Raw genomic sequence first — 26,598 nt, forward strand, 5'->3', positions numbered from 1 at the left:
AACCAATCTCTCAAGAAGGTTTCTTCTGGATCCGCAACGACTTCGCCTTGGCTTCCACCACCAGGTACATCACCACGGTAATCAGCAGCGGCAGCAGGAAATAGATCGCCCGATAAGCAAGCAACCCTGCCACCAGACTTCCCCGCGAGACCTCGTGCTGCAACAGCGCCACGAACACCGCCTCCAGCACGCCAAGCCCGGCCGGAATGTGGGTGATGACCCCGGCAATGGCGCTGATCAGCAACACGCCAAGCACCGGCGGATAGTCCAGTTTGCTCGGTAGCAGGGTGAAGATCACCGCCGCCATCAGCGACCAGTTCAGTGCGCCGAGGGCCAGTTGCAGGACGGCCATGTGCAGCGACGGCAGGTTGATTTCCACGCCGCGAATCGACCATTCCCGTCGCCTGGAAAACCGACAGGCCGCCAGATAGCCCGCGCTCAGCAGCAGCAATAACACGCCCACGCCTTGCAGGGCGTCGCTGCTCAGCTTCCAGCCTGGCGGCATTCGCACCAGTCCGCTGCTGAACACCGTGCCGGCAATCACCATGTAGCCGAACCAGTTGGTCGCCAGGCTCAGCCCGAGGATTTTCGCGATGTTGCTTTTGCTCACGCCGAGCCGCGAATACAGCCGATAACGCATGGCAACCCCGCCGACCCAGGCGCTCAGGTTAAGGTTGAAGGCATAGCTGATGATCCCCACCGGCAGGATCTGTCGCCAGGTCAGGTCCTGTCGGATATAGGTGCGGCCGATCAGGTCGAAACAGGCGTACACCAGAAAACTCAGCAACGTCAGTCCGGACGCGATAATCAGTGTGCGCACTTTGAAATCGGCGAGGGTATCGAACACTTCGCCCCATTCGATGCGTTGGGCGAGCATTGTGAACAGTACGATCAGCGCCAGAAAAAACAGCATCGTCAGCGGCTTTTTCCAGCGGTGCCAGTGGGATTTTCGCGGCGTGTCGGAGTGAGGGGCCGGCCGCGCATCAGAATGGCTCATGCCTTATCGCTCCCGGTCGGATGAATGAAGGGTTTGAGGCGCGGTTTATGCGCCGGCAGCCAACCGGCCCATGCCGGGAAATGCTGCAGGAAGTGAAACACCAGAAAACCGATGGTCATGTGCCAGACCCGTCCGCGAGGCGCCTTGTCCGCCGACATGACCTTGCAGTGGTTGCTGCTCAATTCGTCGAGACGCTCGAACAGGTCGCGGTTGAAGGCGCGGTCGCGGATCAACACATTGGCCTCCAGGTTCAGGGCCAGGCTCAGCGGGTCGAGGTTGCTTGAGCCGACGGTGCTCCAGTCTTCGTCGACCAGGGCGACTTTGCCATGCAGGGGACGGTCGCAGTATTCGTAAATCGCTACTCCGGCTCGCAGCAGATAATCGTAGGTCATGCGCGCGGCGAGTCTGGCCACCCGCAAATCCGGCTGCCCCTGAAGAATCAGGCGTACCTCGACCCCTCGGCGTGCCGCGTTGCGGATCTCTCGCAGCAGCCGATAGCCGGGAAAGAAGTAGGCGTTGGCGATCACCACGCGACGTCGGGCACTGCGCACGACCTGCAAGTACACCTCTTCGATATCGCCCGGGTGTTCGCCATTGTCGCGATACACCAGTCGCACCTGACCATCATGATCGCTGACCGCCAGTTCTGCGCGCCTCTGTCTACGGCGTTGCCACCAGTATTTGGCCCGGGCCGGGCGACCGCTTTGCAGCAAGGCGAAATGATGAATATCGGCCACCGCCGGGCCTTGCACTTCAACCGAATAATCCTGTTTGGCTTCAGGGCCGAAGTCGGCCAAATGGTCGGCGGAAAAATTGATTCCGCCGAGGAACGCAATCGTCCCGTCGACCACCACAATCTTGCGGTGCATGCGGCGGAACCAGTTGGTGCGGATGCCGAAGTGACGCGGCGCGGGGTCGAATATTTGCAGGCGCACACCTGCATTGCTCAGCGCCGCAAGGTACTCCGTGCTCAGTTCGCCGCAGCCAAAACCGTCGAGGTTGACGGTGATACGCACCCCGCGTTGAGCCGCTTCAATCAGGATTTTCTGCAGTTCATTGCCGACCTTGTCCTCGAACACAATGAAGGTCTCCAGCAGGATTTCACTCTGGGCCTGGCGCAGCGCTTCAAACACCCGTGGAAAGTATTCCTCACCGTTCTCCAGCAATTGGACCCGGTTATTCCCGTGCCAGCCGTATACGACATCAACCACTGCGGGCTTGCGCACCGGCGGAGGTGTGGAAACGTGTTCAACCGTGGTTTTTTCCATCAATGGACCGGTCATAGCTCGATCTCCACCGATAGCGGTGCATGGTCGGAAAGGTGTGACCAGGGCCGGGCCGCCAGTACTTGCGGATGGCTGGCCTTGAGGTTGCGCACGTAGATGCGGTCCAGGCGCAACGCAGGCAAACGCGCCGGGAAACTGCGCGCCGGTTTGCCATGCAACTCGGCAAAGACTTCACGCAAGCCGCAGGGCTTGAGCAGCGCATCAGCACGCAGGCGCCAATCGTTGAAGTCGCCGGCGACCACCACCGGGGCATCTTCCGGCAACTCTTCCATACGTTGGATCAGCAGCCTGAGTTGTGCCTTGCGATGACTTTCGCGAAGCCCCAGATGGACGCAGATGGCATGCACTTCCCGACCATCGCCGGGCATCCGCAGCACGCAATGCAGGATTCCACGGTTTTCATGGCCACTGATGGAAACGTCGAGGTTGTCGTGGCGAATGATCTGGAACTTCGACAACAGCGCATTGCCGTGATCGCCTGCCGGATAGACCGCGTTGCGCCCATAGGCAAATTGCGGCCACAAGGTATCGGCAAGAAATTCGTACTGCGGCATCGCCGGCCAATTGAGGTAGCGCTGTGGATGATGTTCGTGGGTGCCATGCACCTCCTGCAAAAACACCACGTCGGCGGACACACTGCGCACCGCCTCGCGTAACTCGGGCAGGATGAAGCGCCGGTTGAGCGCGGTGAAACCCTTGTGGGTGTTGACCGTCAGCACGGTAAAACGGCTCACGGCGCTGATAATTGGCTGCTGTTCATCCGTCGTTCCGACCGGTTCGGGAATGCTCATGGCAGCACTCCTTCGGCAACCGGCTCACCGGGTGCGGTGGCAAGGTCTTTGTCGAGATGCAAACGCTCAAGCAGGCGGCGGGCATCGAAGGGCGCGCGGACTTTGATGTCGTTATCGAAATAGCAGAATATTTCCCGGGCTCTGCGTGTCTTGGGTTTTTGCCGAGGCGCGATCAATTGCGGATCTGCTGGTTGCTGTCCGTGATACCAGGCCTCGATCCGGTCGCCCCAGCGTTTCAGCGCTTGGGGGGTATAACCGCTGGCGTAGAGTTCTTCGGCACCGTGCAGGCGCAAATAGACGAAATCACTGGTGAGGTCTTCGCGATACGGCCATTTGCCGGCAGTGTCAGCAATGACTAGCGCGGTGTTGTAGCGTTTGAGCAGACGGACGAAAGCGGGATCGACAAAGCTTTCGTGGCGAATTTCCACGGCATGGCGCAGCGGTTTTTTGCCGTAAGCCTTCATGCTGGCGTGACCGTTCAGGCGTGGCTCATGCTGGCGGGCGAGGGCGGCGGCCTGTTCCGTGTCGTGGGGTAATTGTTCGAGAAAGCTTTCGAACAATTCCGGGTCGAATTTAAAGTTGGGTGGAAACTGCCACAGGATCGGGCCGAGTTTTTCCTTGAGTTCCAGTACCCCGGAGGCAAAGAAGTTCGCCAGCGGCTTATGAATGTCCCGCAGGCGCTTGATGTGGGTGATAAAACGCGGCGCCTTGACGCTGAACACGAAGCCCGCCGGGGTTTCGGCGTACCACTGGGCATAACGTTCGGGCCGTTGCAGGGCGTAAAACGATCCATTGATTTCGATGCTGTTCACTGCCCGTGAAGCGAATTGCAATTCGCGCTTCTGGGTCAGCCCCTTCGGGTAGAACTCCCCCCGCCAAGGCGTGTAGCGCCAGCCTGAAATACCAATATGAATCGCCGCCATGTCGCCTCCCGTCTATGTAGCCCTCGGACAGCCTCTGTCTTTTGATGACTGCCGGGCGGGCGAGAAAGTTTCGATGGGGCTACAGACGGTAAAAGTTAGACAAAACACCACAAATCAAATGTGGGAGCGGGCTTGCTCGCGAAAGCGGTGTGTCAGTCACATCAATGCTGGATGTGCCGCAGCTTTCGCGAGCAAGCCCGCTCCCACAGGGTCCGTCAGTGACTGGCGACGATACGTTGTGAACCCTCAGCCGGTTCGACATACACCGGACCCAACCGGTCAAGACGCCCACTCCAGGCGGTCAGTGCCAGTGCGACCAATACCACCAGGCCGCCGATCCACGCGGTATGAATCAGACCCATGTGCGCCACGATCAAACCACCGCCCCACGCCCCACCGGCAATGCCGAGGTTGAACGCCGCAATGTTCAGGCCCGAAGCCACGTCCACCGCATTCGGGGTGTGATGTTCGGCCTGACGCACCACATACACTTGCAGGCCCGGCACGTTGCCGAAAGCAACGGCGCCCCAAACCAGCACGGTGGCCAGGGCCAGCCATGGATTGCCGGCAGTGAACGTCAGCACGAACAGCACGCCGGCGAGCAGGGCGAAGATGATTTTCAGGGCGCTGATCGGGCCGTGCTTGTCCGCCAGTTTGCCACCCCAGATGTTGCCGACGGCTACCGAGATGCCATAGACCAGCAGCACCAGGCTGACAGTGCTGGCGCCGAAGCCGGAAATGTCCTGAAGAATCGGCGCCAGAAAAGTGAAGGCAATGAACGAGCCGCCGTAACCGACCGCCGTCATGGCATACACCAGCAGCAGGCGCGGCTGCTTGAGCACCTGCAATTGCTGCAACAGCGAAGCCGGTTTGCTGTGGGCGATGTTTTTCGGCACGTAGAGCAGGCTGCCGATGAAGGCGATCACACCCAAAGCAGACACGGCGAGAAAGGTTTCACGCCAGCCGAAATGCTGACCGATAAACGTCCCCAATGGCACGCCGGTGACCAGCGCCACGGTCAGACCGGTGAACATGATGGCAATCGCGCTGGCGGCTTTCTCCTTCGGCACCAGGCTGGTGGCGATGATCGAGCCAATCGAGAAAAATACCCCGTGAGCCAGGCCCGTGACGATCCGCGCAATGATCAGCGACTCGTAGCTCGGCGCTTTCCAGGCCAGCAAGTTGCCGAGCGTGAACAGCACCATCAACGACAACAACAGCAATTTGCGCGGGACTTTGCCGGTAAGGGCGGTCAGCACCGGCGCGCCGATGGCCACGCCAAGTGCATAAAGGCTGACCAGCAGACCGGCGGACGGCAGGCTGACACCGAGGTCGGCACCGATGGTGGGTAACAGGCCAACGATGACGAACTCCGTCGTCCCGATGGCGAAAGCGCTGAGGGTCAGTGCGAGCAAGGCAATGGGCATGGCTGCAACTCCGGTGGATTGATTGATGGAGCGCAGTGTCGGGGTTGGGGGCGTGCGGAAAAATACAGGGATGGGCATTTGATATTTGCGTGCAGGTCAAATATCGAGTGGCGAATGAAACCCCGTGGCGAGGGGGCTTGCCCCCGTTCGGCTGCGCAGCAGTCGTAAACCGGTCAACGCGGGTGTGCCAGAAGAAACCGGTCGGCAGGTTTTGGGGGCGCTTCGCACCCCAACGGGGGCAAGCCCCCTCGCCACAGGTATTTGAGTCGGGCAGGTAATATGCGGTGAGTCGGGCGCCGGATCAGCCGCGAACCCAATGATTTGTGTTGGCGCGGATGACCCCATCGCGGGCAAGCCCGCTCCCACAGTGTTTTCTGTTGTTCACAAATATTGCATTCACAGAAGATCCCTGTGGGAGCGGGCTTGCCCGCGATGGGGCCGGTCCGGACAACATCAATGCCGGATCAGTTTGCTACGCACCTCGCCACTGGCTTGCTGATCCAGCTCCAGCCAGAACTGCTGCTTGCCGGCGATTTCGGCGGCGGCTGGCAAGCCGTCGCGATACACCAGTCGATTGCTCGCCAGCGCCGGCACTTTCGCGCCTGGCAACAGGGTGCCGGCGAGGTTCAGCGGATCCACCCCACACACCGCGATCAGACTTCCATCATGCGGTCGCCGCCTGACTTCGCGCAGCAATGGAATCGCCTCGGGCAGCGCAAATTGTTCCCCCGCCAGGCCACTGACAAACCGCCCGCCACGAATCTCGCCCCGGGCCTCAAGCCGATGGAATGTGCGCAGCAATTCCCGCCAACTCGGCAACCAGTCCGCCTCACGCTCGAGCAAGCGCCAGAACACCACGCCGTAACGGCGCAGCAAGGTCATGGCGATGTGTTCCAGGGTTTCGCTGGGTGTGGGCGCGGGTCGTTGCTTATCCACAACCGGCGCGGCAGCACCGCGGCGCAGCAACGCCCAACGCCCGGCATCGTCCATGCCGCCGACAAATGCTCCGCGCCCGCGTCGGCTGCTGCGATTCTGGCGTTTGCTGGCCGGGGTAATCAGCGCCCGCAGGCCGGCGAAGCTGTCGGCGTTTACCAGCCCGGCACCGACCAGTTCCTGCAAGGCGATTTCCAGTTCCGAGCGCAGCAGATGGGCTTCATGAATCAGCTCATCGAAAAACAGTGCGCCGTGCTGGCTGAGCGCTTCATGCACCTTTTGGGTTTTGGGCGACAGTTCGCTGACCGGCGTCTGTTCGGTCAAGCCGCTCCACAATCCGACCTGACTGCGCGGCAGCAATAGAATCGGCGTGCTGCGCAATGCCGTGCTGGTGCTCTTGTTGCGCGTGGTCAGGCGGGTCCACACCAGTTTGCCGCTGCGGCATAACTCATCCAGCCAGCCCGCCGAATAGTCTTTGAGCCGCGCCGGTAGAATGTCGCTGTCCCACGCCGAAGCGGCGGCGGGGTAGCCTTCGAACTGGCTGATAATCGCCGGCAACACCGCGCGGCCCTGGCCTTGGCTCGCGGCGGAAAGATGCTGCCAGTCGAACAGAAAACGCATGAAATCCTGCAACGCCACTGGCTCGATTTCCCGTCGCAGCCGTTTGACCGTGTAGCGATGAATCCGCGCCAGCAGATGCCGTTCGCACCATTCTTCATCAGGGGCGCCCGGGGTGAATTGCCCGCGCAGTACATAACCTTCGCGCTCCAGTTGCGCCAGGGCCTGAGTGACTTGAGTCGGCGGTAAACCAAGCGGTTCGGCAATCGCTTTCAGCGGCAACGGGCCAAACGCGCTGAGCCGCGCACGGATCACTTCCAGCACTGCTTCGTCCGGCTCCCAGGTTTCATCGAAACCGGGCAACGCCTCCAACGGTGGAACCAATATGGCCTGGGGATAAATCGCCCTCAGGCAGGTCAGTCGCTCCAGCGCCAGCCACAGCGATTGCTCAGCGTTGATCTGCAAACGGCTGGCGCGGCCACTGTCGGCCAGGGTGTTCAGCCAATCGAGCCAATTCGGGTTGGCTTGGGCCTCGGTCTCGGTAATGCACGCCAGGCTCATCAGCGCTTCATGCATTTCATCAATGCCGGTGGGCGTAGGCCAGGCTTCATCACGCACCGCAGTAATCGCCTCGGCGTCCAGCGCACCGAGATCATCGGTGGATTGCGGATCACTCCAGCGTCGGGTGAGCACTGCCTGAGTGCGGCGCTCTTCCAGCGGCGCATCATCGAGGAAGGTGTAGGGGCGGGCGCTGAGAATCTCCGCCGCCAGTGGCGAGGGTGCCGGCAAATCGCGGCTGATCAGGCGGATGTCGCCCTGTTCCATGCGCCGCAACAATGCCAGCCAGCCTTCGCTGTTCATGGCTTCGTGCAGGCAATCGTCGAGGGTTTGTTCCACCAGTGGATGGTCTGGAATCTCGCGCTCGCCGGCGAGGTTTTCCACGCAGGCGATCTGATCGGGAAACACGCTGGCGATCAAATCTTCGCTTTTCATCCGCTGGATCTGCGGCGGTACTTTGCGTCCACCGCTGTAACGCGGCAGCGCCAAAGCGACCCCGGCGTTCCAGCGCCAGCGCACGCCGAACAATGGGGCCTCGAGCACCGCTTGAGTCAGGATATGTTCGGCACTGTTGCTGTGCAGATAGTGCCAGACATCATCCAGCTCGAAGCTGTGACCGGTGGACAGCGACAGCACGATGGCGTCCTCGCTGGCGGCGGCCTGCAATTCGAAGTTGAAGGTGCGGCAGAAACGCTTGCGCAGGGCCAGGCCCCAGGCGCGGTTGATGCGGCTGCCGAACGGCGAATGGATGATCAGTTGCGTACCGCCGGACTCGTCGAAAAACCGCTCCATCAGCAGCGTGTCTTGCGACGGCAAGGCGCCGAGGGTCAGTCGCGCCCGGGCCAGGTAATCCACCAGTTGTTCGGCACTGGCGAGGTTCAGACCGAGGGTGTCGGTCAACCAGTCGAGGGCCGGCTGCAAGTTGCCGGGTGTGGCGCCGAGTCGCTCATCGAGTTGCGCTTGCAGGCGGGCCACGGCGAACGACAGTTCATCACTGCGCCCCGGTGCTTCACCGAGCCAGAACGGAATGGTCGGCGGCTGGCCCTGAGCGTCTTCGACCCGGACCTTGCCGGTTTCGACCCGCAGGATTCGATACGAGGTATTGCCCAGCTGGAAGATATCCCCGGCGATGCTTTCTACCGCGAAGTCTTCGTTGACGCTGCCGATGTTCAGCCCTTGAGGCTCCAGCAAAACGCTGTAGTCGGCGTTGTCCGGAATCGTCCCGCCGCTGGTCACGGCGGTCAGCTTGGCGCCTCGACGGCCGCGCAGGGTGCGGCTCACGGCGTCCCGGTGCAGGTAAGCGCTGCGAACACCCAAGCGTCCGTCATAGCCCTCGGCGAGCATCTGCAGCAATGCCTGATAGTGCTTTTCGTCGAGGGTGGCGTAAGGCGAGGCTTTTCGCAGCATTTCCAGCAACGCCTGTTCCTGCCATTCCTGGCAGCTGACCTCGGCGATGATCTGTTGGGCCAGCACGTCCAGCGGTGCTTCCGGGATCAGCAACGTGTCGAGTTCGCCACGGCGCACGCAATCGAGCAGGGCGGCGCATTCGATCAGGTCGTCGCGGGTGGTGGCGAACAACCGGCCCTTGGGCGTGCCGCCGACCTGGTGCCCGGAGCGGCCGACCCGTTGCAGAAACCCGGCAATCGAGCGTGGCGAAGCGATCTGGCACACCAGGTCGACGTCACCGATATCGATCCCCAATTCCAGCGAGGCGGTGGCGATCAGCACTTGCAGTTCGCCGCGCTTGAGGCGTTGCTCGGCGTCCAGGCGAAACTCCTTGGCCAGGCTGCCATGGTGGGCGGCAACGGTATTCTTGCCGAGGCGCTCACTCAAATGTCGACTCAGGCGTTCGGCCAGACGCCGGGTGTTGACGAAAATCAGCGTGGTCCGGTGTTCACGGGCGAGGGCGGCGAGTCGGTCATAGACCAGTTCCCAGATGTCGTTGGCCATTACCGCCGACAACGGCACGGGCGGCACCTCTATATCGAGATCCCGTGGGCGGGCATGGCCGATGTCGATGATTTCGCAGTCGCGATCACGGCCAACCAAAAAGCGCGAGACCGCTTCGATGGGTTTTTGCGTGGCAGACAGGCCGATACGCACCAGCGGTTGCGAGCAGAGCGCCTGCAAGCGCTCCAGGCTCAGGGCCAGATGGCTACCGCGTTTGCTGGCGGCAATGGCGTGGATTTCGTCGACGATCACCGTGTGGGTGGTGCCGAGCATTTGCCGGCCGGAGTCGGAGCCGAGCAGCACGTAAAGGGATTCCGGGGTGGTCACCAGAATGTGCGGCGCGGTTTTGCGCATGGCCGAGCGCTCTTTTTGCGGCGTATCGCCGGTGCGCACGGCGGTGCTGATCGGCACGTCGGGCAAGCCCATCACGCGCAACTGTTCGGTGATGCCGGCCAGCGGGTTTTGCAGGTTGATCCGGATGTCGTTGGACAGGGCCTTGAGCGGCGAAACGTAGACCACCAGGGTTTCGTCGGGCAGGCCGTCCGGGCTCTCCAGGCCACGATGGACCAGATCGTCGAGCACGGCCAGAAACGCGGTGAGGGTCTTGCCGGAGCCGGTGGGCGCGGCTATCAGGGTCGAGCGGCGCTGGCGGATCAACGGCCACGCCCGGGCCTGTGCGGCGGTGGCCGTTGCGAAGGTGTTACTGAACCAGGCGCTGACGGCGGGGTGAAAGCCCGCCAGAGCAGCGTCCGTGGGGATGGGCAGATTCATGGAGTAATTTATGCGGGTGGGGGCGGGAAGATGCAAGTACCGCTCAGGATCTGGGTCGATCCTTATGGCCCCATCGCGAGCAGGCTCGCTCCCACATTGGATTTGTATGCGCCACACATCCCTTGTGGGAGCGAGCCTGCTCGCGATGGGGCCGGTTGCAGCACCGCAAATCCGGGCGATCTACACTTTACGGATGACGGTTGCGCACTAAACCCGCAAAATGCAACGATTCCGGCAATTATTGAGGACATCGCCTGCGGGCGCTGTCGATAAAGCCATCGTTCCAATCAGACTGGGCCTGCTGACTCTATGCGAATGCGCCTTATGTTACTGGGCGGCGGAAATGCCCTTGGGCAGGCGCTGATTCGCCTCGGTGCGGAGGAAGACATCGGTTTCCTCGCCCCCCGCCCACCACAAGACGGCTGGGACGCCGCGAGCCTGACGCAACTGCTCGACGATACCCGTCCGGATGCGTTGATCAATCTCGCCTACTATTTTGACTGGTTCCAGGCGGAGACCGTCAGCGAGCAGCGTCTGGCCGGGCAGGAGCGAGCCATCGAACGGCTGGCCGAGCTGTGCCAGCATCACAACATTGTGCTGCTGCAACCGTCGAGTTATCGCGTGTTCGATGGCTCCCGGGCGACCGCCTACAGCGAAAAAGACGAACCGGTACCGCTGGGCCTGCGCGGTCAGGCCTTGTGGCGAATCGAGCAAAGCGTGCGCGCCACCTGTCCGCAGCATGTGTTGCTGCGTTTCGGCTGGCTGCTCGATGACAGCCCCGATGGCACCCTCGGGCGGTTCCTGGCCCGGGCCGAGAAAGCTGAAGAACTGCTGATGGCCGATGATCGTCGGGGTAATCCGACGCCAGTGGACGATGCCGCCCGGGTGATCATATCGGTGCTCAAACAACTCGATTGCTCCGCGCCGCTGTGGGGCACTTACCACTACGCCGGGCATGAGGCGACCACGCCGCTGGCACTGGGGCAGGCGATTCTTACCGAAGCGCGCGCCCTGCACCCGTTGGCCATCGAAGCGCCGACCGCCCAGGCTCACGCCGCGCGGCCCGACGCCGCCGAAGAACCGCAACACGCGGTGCTGGCCTGCAAGAAAATTCTGCACACTTTCGGGATCAAGCCCCGCGCCTGGCGCGCGGCACTCCCGGGCTTACTGGATAGGTTTTATCGTCATGGCTGAAGGCCCTGTTTTAATCACCGGCGGTGCCGGTTTCATCGGTTCGCACCTGACCGATGCCTTGCTCGCCAAAGGTCACTCGGTGCGTATTCTCGATGACCTCTCCACCGGCAAACGCAGCAACCTGCCGCTGGACAATCCCCTCGTCGAACTGATCGTGGGCGATGTCGCCGATGCCGCATTGGTGGCGCAGGCGATGGTCGGTTGCAGCGCTGTTGCGCACCTGGCCGCGGTGGCCTCGGTGCAGGCTTCGGTGGATGACCCGGTGAAGACTCACCAGAGCAATTTCATCGGTTCGCTGAATGTCTGCGAAGCCATGCGTCAGACCGGCGTCAAACGGGTGCTGTTCGCGTCCAGCGCGGCGGTCTACGGCAATAATGGCGAAGGCGAGTCGATCGACGAAGACACGCCCAAGGCGCCGTTGACGCCGTACGCGGCGGACAAATTGGCGAGCGAGCATTACTTCGATTTCTATCGTCGCCAGCACAGTCTGGAGCCGGTGATTTTCCGCTTCTTCAATATCTTCGGCCCGCGCCAGGATCCATCCTCGCCGTATTCCGGGGTGATCAGCATATTCAGCGAGCGCGCGCAGAAAGGCTTACCAATCACTGTGTTTGGCGATGGCGAACAGACTCGGGATTTTGTCTATGTCGAGGACCTGGTGGACGTGTTGGTGCAAGCCATCGAGAAACCGCAGGTCGAAGTCGGCGCGGTGAATGTCGGCTGGAATCAGGCGACGACCCTCAAGCAAATGCTTGCAGCCCTTGAAGCGGTAGTCGGCAAGCTGCCACCTGTGAGCTACGGCCCGGCTCGTTCCGGTGACATCCGCCATTCACGGGCGAACAACCGACGTTTGCTGGAGCGGTTTACCTACCCGCAGCAGACGCCGATGAGTGTCGGCCTGGCGCGGTTGCTGGGACGATAGATCGTTCCCATGCTCCGCGTGGGAACGCAGCCAGGGACGCTCCGCGTCCCAAGAGCGGACGCGGAGCGTCCGGTGAGGCATTCCTTTGCTGCGCGTGGGAACGATCAATGAAAAAGGCGCCTGTCGAGGCGCCTTTTTTTGCAGCGGGTTTAGAACTTGTAACCCAAACCAACCATGTAAATGAACGGGTCCACATCAACGTCGACCTTGGCCCGGGTGCCCGGCGCGACGGCGTTGTTTTCCACGGTCGCGGTGGTGTCGATGTCGATGTAGCGGACCTGGGCGTTGATCATTACGTTGTCGGTCAGCATGTAGTCGGCACCGACCTGCCAGGCCAGCCCCCAGGAGTTTTCCGCCTTGAAGTTGCTGAAGCCGTTGGCTGCGGCTTCGCTGCCGACGTGCTCGTCGTAGATCCAGGTGTAGTTGATACCGCCGCCGATGTACGGCTGGAACGCGGACTTGGAATCCAGTGGGTAGTAGACCAGGCTCAGGGTCGGCGGCAGGTGTTTGAGCGTGCCGAGTTTGCCGTTGGCGGCGCCGAGCGCGGTGCCTTTGAGCTTCACGTCATGCTCGAACGGCGAGGCCGCGAGCAGTTCGATTCCCAGGTTGTTGGTGATCATGTAGGCGAAGTTCAGACCCAGTTGCGTGTCGCTGCTCATGGTGGCCTTGCCACCCAGATCGGCGCCCTTCAGCGGGCCTTGATCGACCTTGACGCTGGAACTGTCGGCATCCGGGTTGACGGTGATCGCACCGGCCCGAACGATGATGTCACCGGCGGTGTGAGCATGGACGAGCGGGGCTGCGAGCGCGAGGGCGAACAGCGAAGCGCAGAGCTTGGACTTGTGCATGGGGGCTCCAAAGGACGTTAAAAATGTTCGATGTCCAATGGTAGGGATCCAACTGATACGGTCTTTTGACTCAGCTCAATGAAACAGTGATGGGCGGGTTTTGGTGGAATCTTTGATGGCCTCATCGCGAGCAGGCTCGCTCCCACAGGGATTTGTGTTGATGCACAGATCCAATGTGGGAGCGAGCCTGCTCGCGATAGCTATCTTTCAGATCACACATAACTGCCGGTCACTCCGGCAATTCATACACATAAATCTTGTCCGCCTCCATCTGATACCCGGCATCCGCCAACTCGCTGGTGGATGCTTTCACCTGCAACGAACCTTCGATCCAGTACGGCTGATACAACTCATCTAGCTTCACGCCGACTTCGCTTTTGACATGCACGATCTGGTTCGACGGTGGCGGCGGCACATGGATGCAGGCGCCGAAATACGGCACCAGCAAAAACTCCGTAGTGCGGCCTTCTTCACTGACTTCCAGCGGCACGATGTACCCCGGTAAACGAATGTTCTTGCCATCGAGGCTCTTCACCACCGGCGCGTTCGGCATGTCCTGCTTGGCGGCCGGGGCCGATTCTGCGGACAACGCGTCGCTCATCTTCGACAGGTCATGCAGGGGCGTCATGTTCGGCACTTCTGGCGCCGCATCCGGCGGGATCATTTCCGACCAGGTCAGATCCTTCGGCTCGGCCGCCCACAACGGAAGGGCAACCAGCATCAATAGCGCAAGCACAGCGCGGGGCATCATTAATGTCCTCATAGTCGGATTGACAGGCCATCGGCCAAGGATTGGCGATACGCGCGCCAGGCCGGCACGCTGCCCATCAGCAGCGCGGCGATCAGGATGCCACCGAGCAGCGTCCATTCATATTCACTCGGCCAGGCCAGCGGCAAGTACAAGCCGTAATTCGCCTGCACGTAACCCTGCGCCACAGCGATGCACACATACAGCAGCGCCACACCGGCAATTACTCCGGACAACGCCAGGGCAAAGGCTTCCAGCACCAGCAGGGTCGCAATGTGCCACGGCCGCGCGCCCACCGAACGCAGAATCGCCATCTCTCGGCGCCGCTCGTTGAGGCTGGTGAGGATCGCCGTGAGCATGCCGATCAACCCGGTCAGTACTACGAACAGCGAGACGACGAACAAGGCTTTTTCCGCCGTGCTCATCAAACTCCACAGCTCCTGCAATGCCACACCCGGGAGGATCGCCAGCATCGGTTCGCCACGGAATTCGTTGATCTCCCGTTGCAGCGCAAACGTCGAAATCTTGCTGTTGAGACCGAGCATGAACGCGGTGATCGCTTGCGGCGTCAGGTCCATGTTGCGCGCCTGGTCGGCACTGATCCGCCCGTTGCCACGTGCCGGAACGCCGTTGTGCCAGTCGACGTGAATCGCTTCCATGCCGCCGAGGCTGATGTGCAGCGTGCGGTCCACCGGGGTCCCGGTGCGTTTGAGAATACCGACCACGGTGAACGGTTTGTCGTCGTGTTTGACCAGGCTGATCACCGCTACGCCATGGGCTAACACCAGTTTGTCGCCGAGCTTGTAGTGCAGCGCATCGGCCACTTCGGCGCCGAGCACCACTTCGAACGGATCGCTGGCGAAGGCACGGCCGTCGGCCAGTTCCAGGTGCTGTTGATGGCCGTACTGGTAATGCTCGAAGTACGCCTCGGTGGTGCCCATCACCCGATATCCGCGATGGGAATCGCCGAGGGACATCGGTATCGCCCACTTCACTTTCGGGTTGTTGGCAAAGTGTTCGAAGCTGTCCCAGCGGATGTTATTAGTGGCGTTGCCGATGCGGAATACCGAGTACAAAAGCAGATTTACCGAGCCGGAACGCGCGCCGACGATCAGGTCGGTGCCGCTGATGGTGCTGGCAAAACTGGCCTTGGCTTCGGTGCGCACGCGCTCCACGGCCAGCAGCAGGCAGACCGACAGGGCGATGGCGAACGCGGTGAGGATCGCGGTGAAGCGACGGTTAGCCAGGCTGGCCATGGCTAGACGAAACAAATACATCTCAAACCTCGGACGGGGTGGCGGCGCGATTGAGATCGGCCAGCGACAGGTGGCGATCGAACAGCGGCGCGAGGCTCTGGTCATGGCTGACAAACAACAGGCTCGACCCGGCTTCTCGGCATTCGGCAAACAGCAGGCGAATGAAGTTTTCGCGGGCGTCGTAGTCCAGCGCCGAGGTCGGTTCGTCGGCGATCACCAGTTCCGGCTGACCGATCAACGCACGTGCGGCGGCGACCCGTTGCTGCTGGCCGATGGACAGCGAATCGGCGCGGCGGCTGAGGATGTTTTCATCCTTCAGGCCCAAGTGGGCGAGCAGGGTGGCCGCGGCTCGATCGACGCTGCCGTGGCGCTGTTTCGCCCGTTCGGCACGCAATTTGGAGAAGTGGCAGGGCAACTCGACGTTCTCGCGTACCGAGAGAAACGGCAGCAAGTTGAACTGCTGGAAGATGTAGCCGGTGTGATCGACGCGGAAGTGGTCGCGGGCACCGGCAGAGAGTTCGGTCAGCTCTTGGCCGAGCAGGCGAATGCTGCCGTGATCAGGCTTTTGCACACCGCCGAGCAGGCCGAGCAGGGTGGTCTTGCCGCTGCCGCTGGGGCCTTTGAGGAACAGGGTTTCACCGGGTTCCAGGCGGAACGCCGGGATGTCCAGCAACGGCGGATGCCCGGGCCAGCTGAAGCTCAGGTCGGACAGTTCGATGAGTGCTTGGGTCATGTGAAACCGGTCAGGTTGGTGGTGAACCCTGTGGGAGCGGGCTTGCTCGCGAAAGCGGTATTTCAGTCACATCATTGCTATATGTGCTGCCGTCTTCGCGAGCAAGCCCGCTCCCACATTGGATTGGTGTGTCGGATCAGAATTTCAGGGCGGCAGCCTTGGCTGTTACTTCAACCCCTTGCTGCCCGCTCGGGCTGATCAGTTGTACCTGAATCTTCTGGGTGGCCGGGAATGTGTTGAAGATATTCGCCAGGTCCAGAGTCTTCAGCGCGCCCGGGGCCGAGCAGCTGAGTTGGTAATGGGCGTGGATCTCGCTGTGGTCATGGTGGTGCTCGTGACCGTCCTTGTCCGCTTCGTCGTGGTCATCGTCGGCATCTGGCTTGTCACCGAACAGCGGGCTTTCCAGTTCCTGAGTCGCGACCACGCAACCGGCGGCTTTTGGCAGATTGAACAGCACCAGCGGTTTTTCCAGCTGCGCGCGGACGGCGGTGACTTTGGCCTTGTCGGCGTCAGTGGTGGCGGCGTGTTCGAAACCCACCAGGTTCATCGCCGGGCTTTCCAGCTCCAGCTCCAGAGTCTGGCCATCCAGCGCCGCATTCAGGCGACCGACGCCATGTTCGTGGGCGCTGAGGCTGCCATGTTCATCATGATCGTGATCATGCTCGACCGCCGCATGGGCGACAGCCAGCGGCAACAAGGCAAACGGCAAAGCGAGCAGCAGACGGCGCATGACGGGTCTCCGGAAAGTAAAATGAAAAGTTTGTTATGTAATCTTATAACGAAAGTGCGGAGAGTTTGACCGTCTGCTTGGCGTTGCGCAAGACCCATGGGAGCATGCGAGTCAGGTATGGGCAGGAGCAGACTTATGTTGCGAATACGCGGAAGCATCGGCGACTGGCCGGTGGATTTGACACTGGAGCTCGATGAAGGCGACTGGGCGCAGCTCGGTGCGCAGTTGCAGGCAGCAAAAACCGAGGCGAGTGTTGCGCCCGCCAAACCGGTGAATCAGGACGATGCGCTGTGGCAGATCGCCCAGGAGTTGCTACGCAAGGCCGGACAATTGAGCGGGCCGGATTTGCTGGAGCAACTGGAAGGGTTGACGGGCAGCGCAGCGGCGGGCAAGCGCTTGTTGGTGCGCTTGCGCCACTGCGCAGACGTCAAAGTGGTGAGCGGCGGGGATACGCCGCTGTACAGCTGGCATAAGCCAGCGTAGGAGCTGCCGAAGGCTGCGATCTTTTGATCTTAATAGAGCGCAGCGAACAACTTGCGACGGTACGTGGTCACCAGCGGGTGATCGTTGCCCAGCAGTTCGAACACTTGCAGCAAGGTCTTGTGCGGCAAGCCTTCGCTGTAGCTGCGATTGCGGATGAACAGTTTCAGTAGGGCATCCAGCGCCGCGTCGTATTGCTGACGGGCCAGTTGCTGGATCGCCAGTTGATAGACGGCCTCATCGTCCTGCGGATTTTTCGCCAGACGTGCTTTCAGGTCTGCCGCATCCGGCAAATCCCTGGCCTGACCGAGGAACTGGATCTGTGCCTTGGCGCCGGCCAGGGCAGCCTTGTGCTCATCGGTCTTGACCGCGTCGAGCACGATTTGCGCTTCACCCAGTTCGCCGCGCTCAGTCAGGCAGCGGGCGTAGAGGATCAGCGCCTTGGCGTTAGTGTTGTCTTCAGCTAGCAGTACTTTGAGGGTGGCTTCGGCGTCGGCGTAACGGCCGTCATCGAACAGCGCCTGAGCCTGTTCGAACGGGTCGGCCGCAGCGGGCGGCGGCATTTGCACGTGGGGTTCGAGCATCGTGCGCACAGCCGATTCCGGTTGTGCACCGGCAAAACCGTCCACCGGCTGACCGTCCTTGAATAGCACCACAGTCGGCAGACTGCGAATGCCGAAGCGCGCAACAATGTCCTGCTCGATGTCGCAGTTAACCTTGGCCAGCAGCAACTCGCCCTGATAGCTCTCGGCGATGGTTTGCAGCATCGGCATCAAGGCCTTGCACGGCGCACACCATTCGGCCCAGAAATCCACCAGCACCGGTTTGTGAAAAGAGTTCTCGATCACCGACTGGTCGAAATCGGCAGTCGTGGCGTCGAAAATGTACGGCGTTTCCTGACTCATGGGCTATCTCGTAAAAGCGTGGATGGGTCAACTATACGGCTTGGTGGGGGGTGGCCGGAAGCGGTGTGCCATTGAGAGGTGTGCTGCCCGACGGGACGCCTTCGCGAGCAAGCCCGCTCCCACATTGGATCTGCGGCGAACCGGGGATTTGTGATCGATACAAATCAAGTGTGGGAGCGGGCTTGCTCGCGAAGCCTTTAGAATCGCCGCGCGTGGTAAAGGCTCACATGCCGAAACTCTTCAGGTTCAGCCAGATCCGGCAAGGTCATTGCCTCCAGCATCTCGATGCGCCGATACAACGGGTGGCGAAAATCGCGCACCCGCGAATCCGCCACCAACGCTTCCCGGCCACGGCTGAGAAACTCGTCGAGCAACGGCAGGTTTGCCCGGTCGTACAACACGTCGGCCACCAGAATCAGATCGAACCGATCGGCCTCGGTGAAAAAGTCCGTCGAGTAGCTGAGCTGCACGCCATTGAGTTCGGCGTTCGCCCGACACGCGGCAATCGCCAACGGGTCCAGGTCACAGGCCACCACTTCCAGTGCCCCGGCTTTCACCGCCGCAATCGCGGCGACCCCTGAGCCGGCGCCGAAATCCAGCACCCGTTTACCTTCGACCCATTGCGGGTGCTCGGCGAGATAGCGAGCCACGGCCAGCCCACTGGCCCAGCAGAAACTCCAATACGGCGGTTCGTGAAGAATGCGCCGGGTTTCTTCCGGGCTGAAGGCGCGATCCATATTGTTGCCATCGATCAGCCACAGTTTCAGTTCGGTGCCTGGTAATTCACAAGCAATAAGCTGTGCATCCCCAAGCAGTTCACTCAACGCCTGTTGCAGGTCGAGCGGTGCAATCATGGCGCTTTGACGAATTGCAGCTGACCCAATGCCTGGGTGGTTGGCTGTGTGATCATTTGCGCCGGCAGATGCAGAATCAACTGCCCGGACTGGCTGGCGCGGCCGCGAAGCTCGACGCGGGCACCGGCCGGAAAGGACTCGGGGTTGAAACGCAGGCGAAACGGCAACACTTGATTGGTGCCGATCAGGCTGGAACTGGCGAGCAATAGTTGTGGACGATCCTTTTCGTCGATCACCAGCAACGCCAGTTCGACTTCGGCACCGGCCGGCACGCCCTGCAGGGTGCCGCTCAATTCACGTTGATAAGCCGGCAGGGGGCCGAGTTCGGTCGACGCCTTGGCTTTCTTCTGCGCCTGTTGCGGTGCAGGGCCGGGCGTTGGCGGCTGGGGCTTGGGCGCATCGCTGCCACAGGCCACCAACAGGCTGAAAAGACTGAGCAAAATGAGTGGTCGTAAAGACATTGGCGGCTCCAGCAAGTGAAATCCATAGACAGCCAGTCTGTATACCGCAAACCCTATGGCTTGTCTTGCCACGGGGATGCGCTACCATGGCCCTCCCATTTTTTGTTGCCTGCCACCATGCACTGTCCCTTCTGCGGTGCCAACGACACCAAGGTCATCGACTCGCGTCTGGTCGCCGAGGGCGAACAGGTGCGCCGCCGGCGTGAATGCCTGGCCTGCGGCGAACGTTTCACGACGTTCGAAACCGCTGAACTGGTGTTGCCGCGCCTGATCAAAACCGACGGCAGTCGCCAGCCGTTCGACGAAGAAAAACTCCGTGCCGGCATGCAGCGGGCGCTGGAGAAGCGCCCGGTGAGTGTCGAGCGCCTCGAATCGTCGCTGGTGCACATCAAACACAAGCTGCGCGCCACCGGCGAACGCGAGGTCAAATCCCTCGTGGTCGGCGAACTGGTGATGGCCGAGCTGAAGAAGCTTGATGAAGTCGCCTATATCCGCTTCGCTTCGGTGTACCGACGCTTCCAGGACCTCAACGAGTTCCGCGAAGAGATCGATCGCCTCGCCCGTGAGCCGGTGAAAGAATGACCACCTCCCCCGAACAAGCCATCCTCGACGCGCATTACATGGCCCGGGCCCTGGAACTGGCGCGCAAAGGTCATTACACGACGCATCCCAACCCCCGGGTTGGCTGCGTGGTGGTGCGTGACGGGCAGATTGTCGGCGAAGGCTGGCATGTGCGCACCGGTGAGCCCCACGCCGAAGTCCACGCCCTGCGCGCCGCTGGCGACAAGGCGCGGGGCGCCACGGCTTACGTGACGCTTGAACCTTGCAGCCATCACGGCCGTACACCACCCTGCGCGGATGCATTGGTGAATGCCGGTGTGGCGCGCGTCGTTGCGGCGATGCAGGACCCGAACCCGGAAGTCGCCGGTCGCGGTCTGCAGCGCCTGGCCCAGGCCGGTATCGCCACTGAAAGCGGTGTGCTGGAAGGCGAGGCGCGCAAGCTCAATCAAGGCTTCCTCAAACGCATGGAACATGGTTTGCCGTTCGTGCGGGTCAAGTTGGCGATGAGCCTCGACGGCCGCACAGCGATGGAAAGCGGCGAGAGCCAGTGGATCACCGGGCCGGCGGCGCGTTCGGCGGTACAGCGTTTGCGCGCCGAGGCCAGCGTGGTGCTGACTGGCGCCGACACGGTACTGACGGACAACGCGCGCTTGACCGTGCGTGCCGACGAATTGGGGCTGGACGCTGAACAGACCGCGTTGGCCATGAGCCGTCCGCCACTGCGCGTGCTGATCGACGGTCGCCTGCGAGTGCCGCTGAACGCACCGTTCTTCAAGGCGGGTCCGGCACTGGTCGCCACGTGTGTCGCGGTGGAAGAACAGTACGCTAACGGCCCGGAATGCCTGATCGTGCCGGGCGATGATGGCCAGGTCGATCTGCATCAGTTGCTGGTCGAACTCGCCAATCGTGGCGTCAATGACGTGCTGGTCGAGGCCGGCCCACGATTGGCTGGCGCATTTGCCCAGCTCGGGCTGGTGGACGAATTCCAGATCTTCATCGCCGGCAAGTTTCTCGGCTCCTCGGCCCGACCCTTACTGGACTGGCCACTGGCGCAGATGAAAGACGCGCCCGAGCTCAAAATCACCGAAATCCGTGCGGTTGGCGATGACTGGCGAGTCACTGCCATCCCTGTGCCATCGGCGAGCGTATAATTCCTGGCCATTGCTCTAGCGCTGGCTCTGTTCTCGAGGAGGACTCCATGTTTACCGGCATCATCGAATCCATCGGCAGTATTCGTGCATTGACCCCAAAAGGCGGAGATGTGCGGGTTTACGTAGAAACCGGCAAGCTCGACCTGAGCGACGTAAAGCTGGGCGACAGCATTGCCGTCAATGGCGTGTGCCTGACCGCGGTTGAATTGCCGGGCAATGGCTTTGCGGCGGACGTCAGTCGCGAAACCCTCGACTGCACCGCCATGAATGACCTCAAAAGCGGCAGCCCGGTCAACCTGGAAAAAGCCCTGACCCCGACCACGCGTCTGGGTGGGCATCTGGTCAGCGGTCACGTCGATGGCGTGGGCGAAGTGGTTGCCCGTACCGAGAATGCTCGCGCTGTGGAGTTCCGCATCCGTGCCCCGAAAGACCTGGCCAAGTACATCGCCCATAAAGGCTCGATCACCGTCGACGGCACCAGCCTGACCGTGAACGCAGTCGATGGCGCCGAGTTCTTGCTGACCATCATTCCGCATACCCTGAGCGAAACCATCATGGCGTCGTACCAGCCGGGTCGCCGGGTGAATCTGGAAGTCGACTTGCTGGCACGTTATCTGGAACGCCTTCTTTTAGGCGATAAAGCCGCAGAGTCTGACTCTTCGCAAAGGCCGTCCAGTAACATCACCGAAAGCTTTCTGGCCGCCAACGGCTACCTCAAATCCTGAAGCTCAAATTTCGAAAGAAGGGGGGTGCCTTGTGGCGCTCAATAGCATCGAAGAACTGGTTGAAGACATCCGCCAAGGCAAGATGGTCATCCTCATGGATGACGAAGACCGCGAGAACGAAGGCGACCTGATCATGGCCGCCGAGTGCTGCCAGCCTGAGCACATCAACTTCATGGCCAAGCACGCCCGTGGCCTGATCTGCATGCCGATGAGCCGCGAGCGCTGCGAACTGCTCAAGCTGCCGTTGATGGCGCCACGCAACGGTTCCGGTTTCGGTACCAAGTTCACCGTGTCCATCGAAGCCGCCGAAGGTGTGACCACCGGTATCTCCGCGGCCGACCGTGCGCGCACCGTGCAAGCCGCTGCCGCCAAAGACGCCAAGGCTGAAGACATCGTCAGCCCCGGCCACATCTTCCCGCTGATGGCCCAGGCCGGCGGTACGCTGGCCCGCGCCGGTCATACCGAAGCTGCCTGCGATCTGGCGCGCATGGCCGGATTCGAGCCGAGCGGTGTGATCTGCGAAGTGATGAACGACGACGGCACCATGTCCCGTCGCGCTGAACTCGAAGCGTTTGCCGCCGAACACAACATCAAGATCGGCACCATCGCCGACCTGATTCACTACCGGATGATCCACGAACGTACCGTTCAGCGGATTGCCGAGCAGCCGCTGGACAGCGAACTGGGCCAGTTCAACCTGGTGACCTACCGTGATTCGGTGGAAGGCGACGTGCACATGGCCCTGACCCTGGGCACCGTGTGCGCCGAAGAGCCGACGCTGGTCCGGGTTCACAACATGGACCCGCTGCGTGACCTGTTGATGGTCAAGCAACCAGGCCGCTGGAGCCTGCGCGCCGCCATGGCTGCGGTTGCCGAGGCTGGCAGTGGCGTGGTGCTGTTGCTCGGTCACCCGCTCGATGGCGACGTGTTGCTGGCGCATATCCGCGAAACCGCCGACCACAACGCGGTGAAAAAACCGACCACCTACAGCATCGTCGGTGCCGGTTCGCAGATCCTTCGCGACCTTGGCGTGCGCAAAATGCGCCTGATGAGTGCGCCGATGAAATTTAATGCGATATCCGGTTTCGATCTGGAAGTTGTAGAATACGTGCCCTCCGAATAATGACCGGCAATTTGCGGGCCTGTATTCGCGGTTAACACATCACTGAGGGACGCGTAGAAAACGCGTCCCGGCTCTTTAAGAGATCTAACGAATGACCCTGAAGACCATCGAAGGTACCTTCATCGCCCCTAAAGGCCGCTACGCTTTGGTAGTGGGCCGTTTCAACAGCTTCGTCGTTGAAAGCCTGGTCAGCGGTGCAGTTGATGCCCTGGTTCGCCATGGCGTGAGCGAAAGCGACATCACCATCATCCGTGCGCCTGGCGCCTTCGAAATCCCGCTGGTTGCGCAAAAAGTCGCTCAGAAGGGCGAGTTCGCGGCAATCATCGCCCTGGGCGCAGTCATTCGTGGCGGTACTCCGCACTTCGAATACGTGGCGGGCGAATGCACCAAGGGCCTGGCCCAGGTGTCCATGGAATTCGGCGTACCGGTCGCTTTCGGCGTACTGACCGTTGATTCCATCGAACAAGCCATCGAACGTTCCGGCACCAAGGCCGGTAACAAAGGTGCTGAAGCTGCCCTGTCCGCTCTGGAAATGGTCAGCCTGCTGGCGCAGTTGGAGGCCAAGTGATTAGCGACGAAAGTGATCGTTTCAACCCGCGCGATCCAAAGCCTGCGGATGCCGGCAAGCCATCGAAAAGCGTCAAGCGTCGTGAAGCCCGTCAGCTCGCGACTCAGGCGCTGTACCAATGGCACATGGCCAAGCAGTCGCTGAACGAGATCGAAGCGCAGTTTCGGGTCGATAACGATTTCAGCGATGTCGACGGCGCCTACTTCCGTGAAATCCTGCATGGGGTTCCGGCTCAGAAGGACCGGATCGACGCCGCACTGGCGCCATGCCTGGACATCACCATCGAAGAGCTGGACCCGGTTGAACTGGCGGTTCTGCGCCTGTCCACCTGGGAGCTGCTCGAGCGCGTTGATGTGCCGTACCGCGTTGTGATCAACGAAGGTATCGAACTGGCGAAAGTCTTCGGTTCCACCGACGGCCACAAGTTCGTCAACGGTGTGCTCGACAAGCTGGCCCCGCGTCTGCGTGAAGCTGAAGTGAAGGCGTTCAAGCGCTGATTGGCGCTTGAACTCTTTGTCTCAGTGTCCTGTCTCGCCGATACGTTCGTTTTTTAGCGAGTGGCTGGTGTTGCCAGACAAGGCGCCGCGACGAGTCATAGCTGGCTATGGCGAGGAGCGGCAACGCAGTATGGCGACACCAGACGCCGCTAAAAAATGAACAGTATTGGTGAGACAGGACACCCAATGGGCGAGTTTGAGCTGATCCGCAATTTCTTCGCCGCCGCGCCTTGTGCGCAGGGCGGCGAAGGCGTTGCCCTTGGGGTTGGCGATGACTGCGCCTTGCTGGCTGTTCCTCCCGGGGAACAGTTGGCCATTTCCACCGACACGCTCGTGGCCGGTGTGCATTTCGCAGACCCCTGCGACCCGTTTCTGCTCGGTCAGCGCTCGCTGGCTGTGGCTGTCAGTGATCTGGCCGCCATGGGTGCCGCTCCCATTGCCTTTACCCTTGCCCTGACCTTGCCGACGGTGACCACCGATTGGCTGGAAGCCTTCGCCCGTGGTTTGAACCTCATGGCGCAAAATTGCGGTGTTGCGCTGGTGGGTGGCGATACCACCCGCGGGCCGTTGAGCCTGACCATGACCGTGTTCGGTCGGGTGCCGACCGGTCTGGCGTTGACCCGCAGTGGCGCTCAACCGGGCGATTTGCTCTGCGTGGGCGGAGAGTTGGGTAACGGCGCGGGCGCATTGCCGCTGGTGCTCGGCCAGCGGATGGCTGAACCGGCCATTGCTGATCCGTTGCGTGCCCATTACTGGTCGCCGCAACCGCAGCTTGGTCTGGGCATGGCGTTGCGCGGCAGAGCCACTGCGGCGCTGGACATCTCCGACGGCCTGCTTGCCGACTGCGGGCACATTGCCCTGGCGTCGAAAGTCGGGGTTCAGGTGGAGAGGAGTAAACTGCCGTTGTCGAAGGCGCTGCTGGCCTTCCTCGGTCAGTCCGACGCTGAGCAAGCCGCCCTGAGCGGCGGTGACGATTACGTGCTGGCCTTCACCTTGCCGCCCGCTGAGTTGCCATCATTGCTGGCGGACGGCTGGCCGATCCATGTGCTTGGGCGGGTGGTGGCGGGGCAGGGCGTGACACTGCTGGACGCCGACGGACACGACATCACCCCGCCAATCCGGGGTTATCAACATTTTCGGGAGACACCGTGACAGATCATCCCAAACAGGTCCCGGCGGAGTTCGTACCGCCGTCGGTCTGGCGCAACCCTTGGCATTTCCTGGCGTTCGGCTTCGGCTCGGGCACCCTGCCAAAAGCGCCGGGCACCTGGGGTTCGTTAGTGGCGTTACCCTTCATTCCGTTGTGGCAGATGCTGCCCGATTGGGGTTATTGGCTGATGCTCGGCGTCACCATGCTGTTCGGCTTCTGGCTGTGCGGCAAGGTCGCCGATGATTTGCGCGTACACGACCATGAAGGCATCGTCTGGGACGAAATGGTCGGGATGTGGATCACCCTGTGGCTGGTGCCGGAGGGTTGGTATTGGTTGCTGGCGGGGTTCCTGATGTTCCGCTTCTTCGACATCCTCAAGCCCTGGCCGATTCACTGGATCGACCGGCATGTGCACGGTGGGGTCGGGATCATGCTCGACGACGTGCTGGCAGGCGTATTTGCGTGGCTGGCGATGCAAGGGCTGGTGTGGTTTTTCGTCTGAGGCGCCAAGTGAGAGAACCGGGGATAGCGCGACGCGGGTTGCTGCTGATGGTTTTCGCGCTATTTTGCTCGTTCGCCCAGGCGGGGGATGCACCGACGACGCCGTCCGTGATTCACCTGGCCAGCGAAGCCTGGGAAGACTTTACCGCCGCCGATGGCCATGGTTTGGGCTGGGACGTGTTGCGCGAAGTGTTCGAGCCGGCGGGCGTCAAACTGGATATTCGAATCGAACCGTATACACGCGCCACGGGCCTTGCACAGCGTGGCGAAGTGGACGCTTGTGTCGGTGCCTATCGGGATGAAGTCAGCGACGTGCTCTATCCGCGCTGGAGTTTCGATACCGATCCGATCTATGCACTGGGTCTGGCCAGCAATCCGGCGCCGACCCCGCAAACCCTGGGCAACTATCGATTGGCCTGGGTGCGCGGCTACAAGTACCAGGCTTATCTGCCCAATGTGCAGCGCTATAACGAAGTCGTGCGGCGGACGGGAATTGTGTCGATGCTGACCCACAATCGCGCCGACTATTACATCGATGCACTGACAGAAATCGATTACATCGTTAATCAAGCCAAGGACCCGTCGCAGTTTCGCCGAACGCATATCGCGGAATTGCCGCTTTACCTGTGCTTCGCCAATACACCTCGGGCTCGCACGTTGATGGCGCTGTTCGATCAGCGCATGGAAGTATTGGTCAAAAATGGCCGGTTGAAACCGATTTTCGAACGCTGGAAGCAACCCTATCCGTTTGACTCGAACTGAGCACGGATCATGCGGCCGGAGAGGACTTCCCTGTGGGAGCGAGCCTGCTCGCGATGGCGGACTGTCAGCTAACACAGATGTGACTGGCAATCAGCTATCGCGAGCGGGCTCGCTCCCACAGAGGGGCAGGCGGATTCGATATCAAACTTTTTGATCGTTATGCCCCATAATTCAGCCTAAGCGTCTGTAGGAACGTGCTGTTACAATGCCGCCTCTGCGAATCTTCAGTACTTAT

The 26,598-nt window shown here is 61.3% G+C and carries 26 protein-coding genes; 12 read left to right on the forward strand and 14 right to left on the reverse strand.

What is annotated here, in order from left to right; genetic code table 11:
• Positions 1-10 precede the first annotated feature (10 nt).
• The 6 genes from ACQKPC_RS18660 to ACQKPC_RS18685 form a co-directional block, all read right to left on the reverse strand.
• The gene (locus tag ACQKPC_RS18660) at positions 11-997 is read right to left on the reverse strand and encodes a lysylphosphatidylglycerol synthase domain-containing protein (protein WP_427625857.1); all 987 of its coding nucleotides are present in this window, start codon (positions 995-997) and stop codon (positions 11-13) included.
• Entirely contained in the window at positions 994-2,280 is a 1,287-nt protein-coding gene (gene clsB, locus ACQKPC_RS18665; RefSeq protein ID WP_427625858.1) for a cardiolipin synthase ClsB, read from the reverse strand. Before clsB ends, ACQKPC_RS18660 begins: the two co-directional genes overlap by 4 nt.
• Entirely contained in the window at positions 2,277-3,074 is a 798-nt protein-coding gene (locus ACQKPC_RS18670) for an endonuclease/exonuclease/phosphatase family protein (RefSeq protein WP_008073920.1), read from the reverse strand. Before ACQKPC_RS18670 ends, clsB begins: the two co-directional genes overlap by 4 nt.
• Entirely contained in the window at positions 3,071-3,997 is a 927-nt protein-coding gene (locus ACQKPC_RS18675) for a DUF72 domain-containing protein (protein ID WP_008073923.1), read from the reverse strand. Before ACQKPC_RS18675 ends, ACQKPC_RS18670 begins: the two co-directional genes overlap by 4 nt.
• A gap of 215 nt (positions 3,998-4,212) precedes the next feature.
• On the reverse strand, positions 4,213-5,424 hold the full coding sequence (locus ACQKPC_RS18680; RefSeq protein WP_427625859.1) for an MFS transporter: 1,212 nt from the start codon (positions 5,422-5,424) through the stop codon (positions 4,213-4,215).
• Positions 5,425-5,877: 453 nt separating this feature from the next.
• Positions 5,878-10,194 (reverse strand): Lhr family helicase, encoded by a 4,317-nt coding sequence (locus ACQKPC_RS18685; protein WP_427625860.1) that lies wholly within the window; start codon positions 10,192-10,194, stop codon positions 5,878-5,880.
• Positions 10,195-10,503: 309 nt separating this feature from the next.
• On the opposite strand from ACQKPC_RS18685, the gene ACQKPC_RS18690 reads away from it, so the two are divergent.
• Together ACQKPC_RS18690 and ACQKPC_RS18695 are read left to right on the forward strand one after the other, a co-directional pair.
• Complete coding sequence (locus tag ACQKPC_RS18690) at positions 10,504-11,388, forward strand: sugar nucleotide-binding protein (protein WP_218398890.1); 885 nt, start codon at positions 10,504-10,506, stop codon at positions 11,386-11,388.
• On the forward strand, positions 11,381-12,310 hold the full coding sequence (locus ACQKPC_RS18695) for an NAD-dependent epimerase/dehydratase family protein (RefSeq protein ID WP_427625861.1): 930 nt from the start codon (positions 11,381-11,383) through the stop codon (positions 12,308-12,310). Before ACQKPC_RS18690 ends, ACQKPC_RS18695 begins: the two co-directional genes overlap by 8 nt.
• 149 nt (positions 12,311-12,459) lie before the next feature.
• Here the strand turns inward: ACQKPC_RS18695 and ACQKPC_RS18700 are convergent, their stop codons facing one another.
• The 5 genes from ACQKPC_RS18700 to ACQKPC_RS18720 form a co-directional block, all read right to left on the reverse strand.
• A complete protein-coding gene (locus ACQKPC_RS18700; RefSeq protein ID WP_427625862.1) occupies positions 12,460-13,158 on the reverse strand; it encodes an OmpW/AlkL family protein in 699 nt (232 codons plus the stop codon).
• Between the two features lie 229 nt (positions 13,159-13,387).
• Positions 13,388-13,906 (reverse strand): DUF3299 domain-containing protein, encoded by a 519-nt coding sequence (locus ACQKPC_RS18705; RefSeq protein WP_427625899.1) that lies wholly within the window; start codon positions 13,904-13,906, stop codon positions 13,388-13,390.
• 11 nt (positions 13,907-13,917) lie between these two features.
• Complete coding sequence (locus ACQKPC_RS18710; RefSeq protein ID WP_007906845.1) at positions 13,918-15,183, reverse strand: ABC transporter permease; 1,266 nt, start codon at positions 15,181-15,183, stop codon at positions 13,918-13,920.
• Between the two features lies 1 nt (position 15,184).
• Positions 15,185-15,895: an ABC transporter ATP-binding protein gene (locus tag ACQKPC_RS18715; RefSeq protein ID WP_427625863.1), complete on the reverse strand. Its 711-nt coding sequence runs from the start codon at positions 15,893-15,895 to the stop codon at positions 15,185-15,187.
• Positions 15,896-16,031: 136 nt separating this feature from the next.
• Positions 16,032-16,625: a DUF2796 domain-containing protein gene (locus tag ACQKPC_RS18720; RefSeq protein ID WP_427625864.1), complete on the reverse strand. Its 594-nt coding sequence runs from the start codon at positions 16,623-16,625 to the stop codon at positions 16,032-16,034.
• A 135-nt stretch (positions 16,626-16,760) separates the two neighbouring features.
• Between ACQKPC_RS18720 and ACQKPC_RS18725 the strand changes: the two genes are divergently transcribed.
• Entirely contained in the window at positions 16,761-17,108 is a 348-nt protein-coding gene (locus ACQKPC_RS18725; protein WP_427625865.1) for a hypothetical protein, read from the forward strand.
• A gap of 29 nt (positions 17,109-17,137) precedes the next feature.
• On the opposite strand, the gene trxA is transcribed toward ACQKPC_RS18725, so the two are convergent.
• The 3 genes from trxA to ACQKPC_RS18740 all read right to left on the reverse strand — a co-directional run bounded on the left by trxA (position 17,138) and on the right by ACQKPC_RS18740 (position 19,325).
• On the reverse strand, positions 17,138-18,010 hold the full coding sequence (gene trxA, locus ACQKPC_RS18730) for a thioredoxin (RefSeq protein ID WP_007906841.1): 873 nt from the start codon (positions 18,008-18,010) through the stop codon (positions 17,138-17,140).
• 197 nt (positions 18,011-18,207) lie between these two features.
• The gene (locus tag ACQKPC_RS18735; protein WP_427625866.1) at positions 18,208-18,864 is read right to left on the reverse strand and encodes a class I SAM-dependent methyltransferase; all 657 of its coding nucleotides are present in this window, start codon (positions 18,862-18,864) and stop codon (positions 18,208-18,210) included.
• The gene (locus ACQKPC_RS18740) at positions 18,861-19,325 is read right to left on the reverse strand and encodes a YbaY family lipoprotein (protein ID WP_218398882.1); all 465 of its coding nucleotides are present in this window, start codon (positions 19,323-19,325) and stop codon (positions 18,861-18,863) included. Before ACQKPC_RS18740 ends, ACQKPC_RS18735 begins: the two co-directional genes overlap by 4 nt.
• A 117-nt stretch (positions 19,326-19,442) precedes the next feature.
• Here ACQKPC_RS18740 and nrdR point away from each other — a divergent pair, with 117 nt between their 5' ends.
• The 9 genes from nrdR (at position 19,443) to ACQKPC_RS18785 (ending at position 26,363) form a co-directional block, all read left to right on the forward strand.
• Positions 19,443-19,907, forward strand: coding sequence for a transcriptional regulator NrdR (nrdR, locus tag ACQKPC_RS18745; RefSeq protein WP_007906838.1), 465 nt, complete (start codon positions 19,443-19,445; stop codon positions 19,905-19,907).
• Complete coding sequence (gene ribD, locus ACQKPC_RS18750; RefSeq protein WP_427625867.1) at positions 19,904-21,037, forward strand: bifunctional diaminohydroxyphosphoribosylaminopyrimidine deaminase/5-amino-6-(5-phosphoribosylamino)uracil reductase RibD; 1,134 nt, start codon at positions 19,904-19,906, stop codon at positions 21,035-21,037. Before nrdR ends, ribD begins: the two co-directional genes overlap by 4 nt.
• Before the next feature lie 47 nt (positions 21,038-21,084).
• Positions 21,085-21,762, forward strand: a complete 678-nt coding sequence (locus ACQKPC_RS18755) for a riboflavin synthase (RefSeq protein WP_123720561.1) — start codon at positions 21,085-21,087, stop codon at positions 21,760-21,762.
• Between the two features lie 31 nt (positions 21,763-21,793).
• Positions 21,794-22,885: a bifunctional 3,4-dihydroxy-2-butanone-4-phosphate synthase/GTP cyclohydrolase II gene (gene ribBA, locus ACQKPC_RS18760; RefSeq protein ID WP_427625868.1), complete on the forward strand. Its 1,092-nt coding sequence runs from the start codon at positions 21,794-21,796 to the stop codon at positions 22,883-22,885.
• A 91-nt stretch (positions 22,886-22,976) separates the two neighbouring features.
• Positions 22,977-23,453 carry a 6,7-dimethyl-8-ribityllumazine synthase gene (gene ribH / locus ACQKPC_RS18765; protein ID WP_003228649.1) on the forward strand — a complete coding sequence of 159 codons (477 nt, stop codon included), beginning with the start codon at positions 22,977-22,979 and terminating at the stop codon, positions 23,451-23,453.
• A complete protein-coding gene (nusB, locus tag ACQKPC_RS18770; RefSeq protein ID WP_007906833.1) occupies positions 23,450-23,950 on the forward strand; it encodes a transcription antitermination factor NusB in 501 nt (166 codons plus the stop codon). Before ribH ends, nusB begins: the two co-directional genes overlap by 4 nt.
• A 186-nt stretch (positions 23,951-24,136) precedes the next feature.
• Positions 24,137-25,102, forward strand: a complete 966-nt coding sequence (gene thiL, locus ACQKPC_RS18775; protein ID WP_427625869.1) for a thiamine-phosphate kinase — start codon at positions 24,137-24,139, stop codon at positions 25,100-25,102.
• A complete protein-coding gene (locus ACQKPC_RS18780) occupies positions 25,099-25,602 on the forward strand; it encodes a phosphatidylglycerophosphatase A family protein (RefSeq protein WP_427625870.1) in 504 nt (167 codons plus the stop codon). The genes thiL and ACQKPC_RS18780 overlap by 4 nt, the downstream gene beginning before the upstream one ends.
• A 47-nt stretch (positions 25,603-25,649) precedes the next feature.
• Positions 25,650-26,363, forward strand: coding sequence for a substrate-binding periplasmic protein (locus tag ACQKPC_RS18785; protein ID WP_427625871.1), 714 nt, complete (start codon positions 25,650-25,652; stop codon positions 26,361-26,363).
• Positions 26,364-26,598: the final 235 nt, after the last annotated feature.

It is taken from the genome of Pseudomonas sp. NPDC089918 (assembly GCF_050280605.1).
GTDB lineage: Bacteria > Pseudomonadota > Gammaproteobacteria > Pseudomonadales > Pseudomonadaceae > Aquipseudomonas.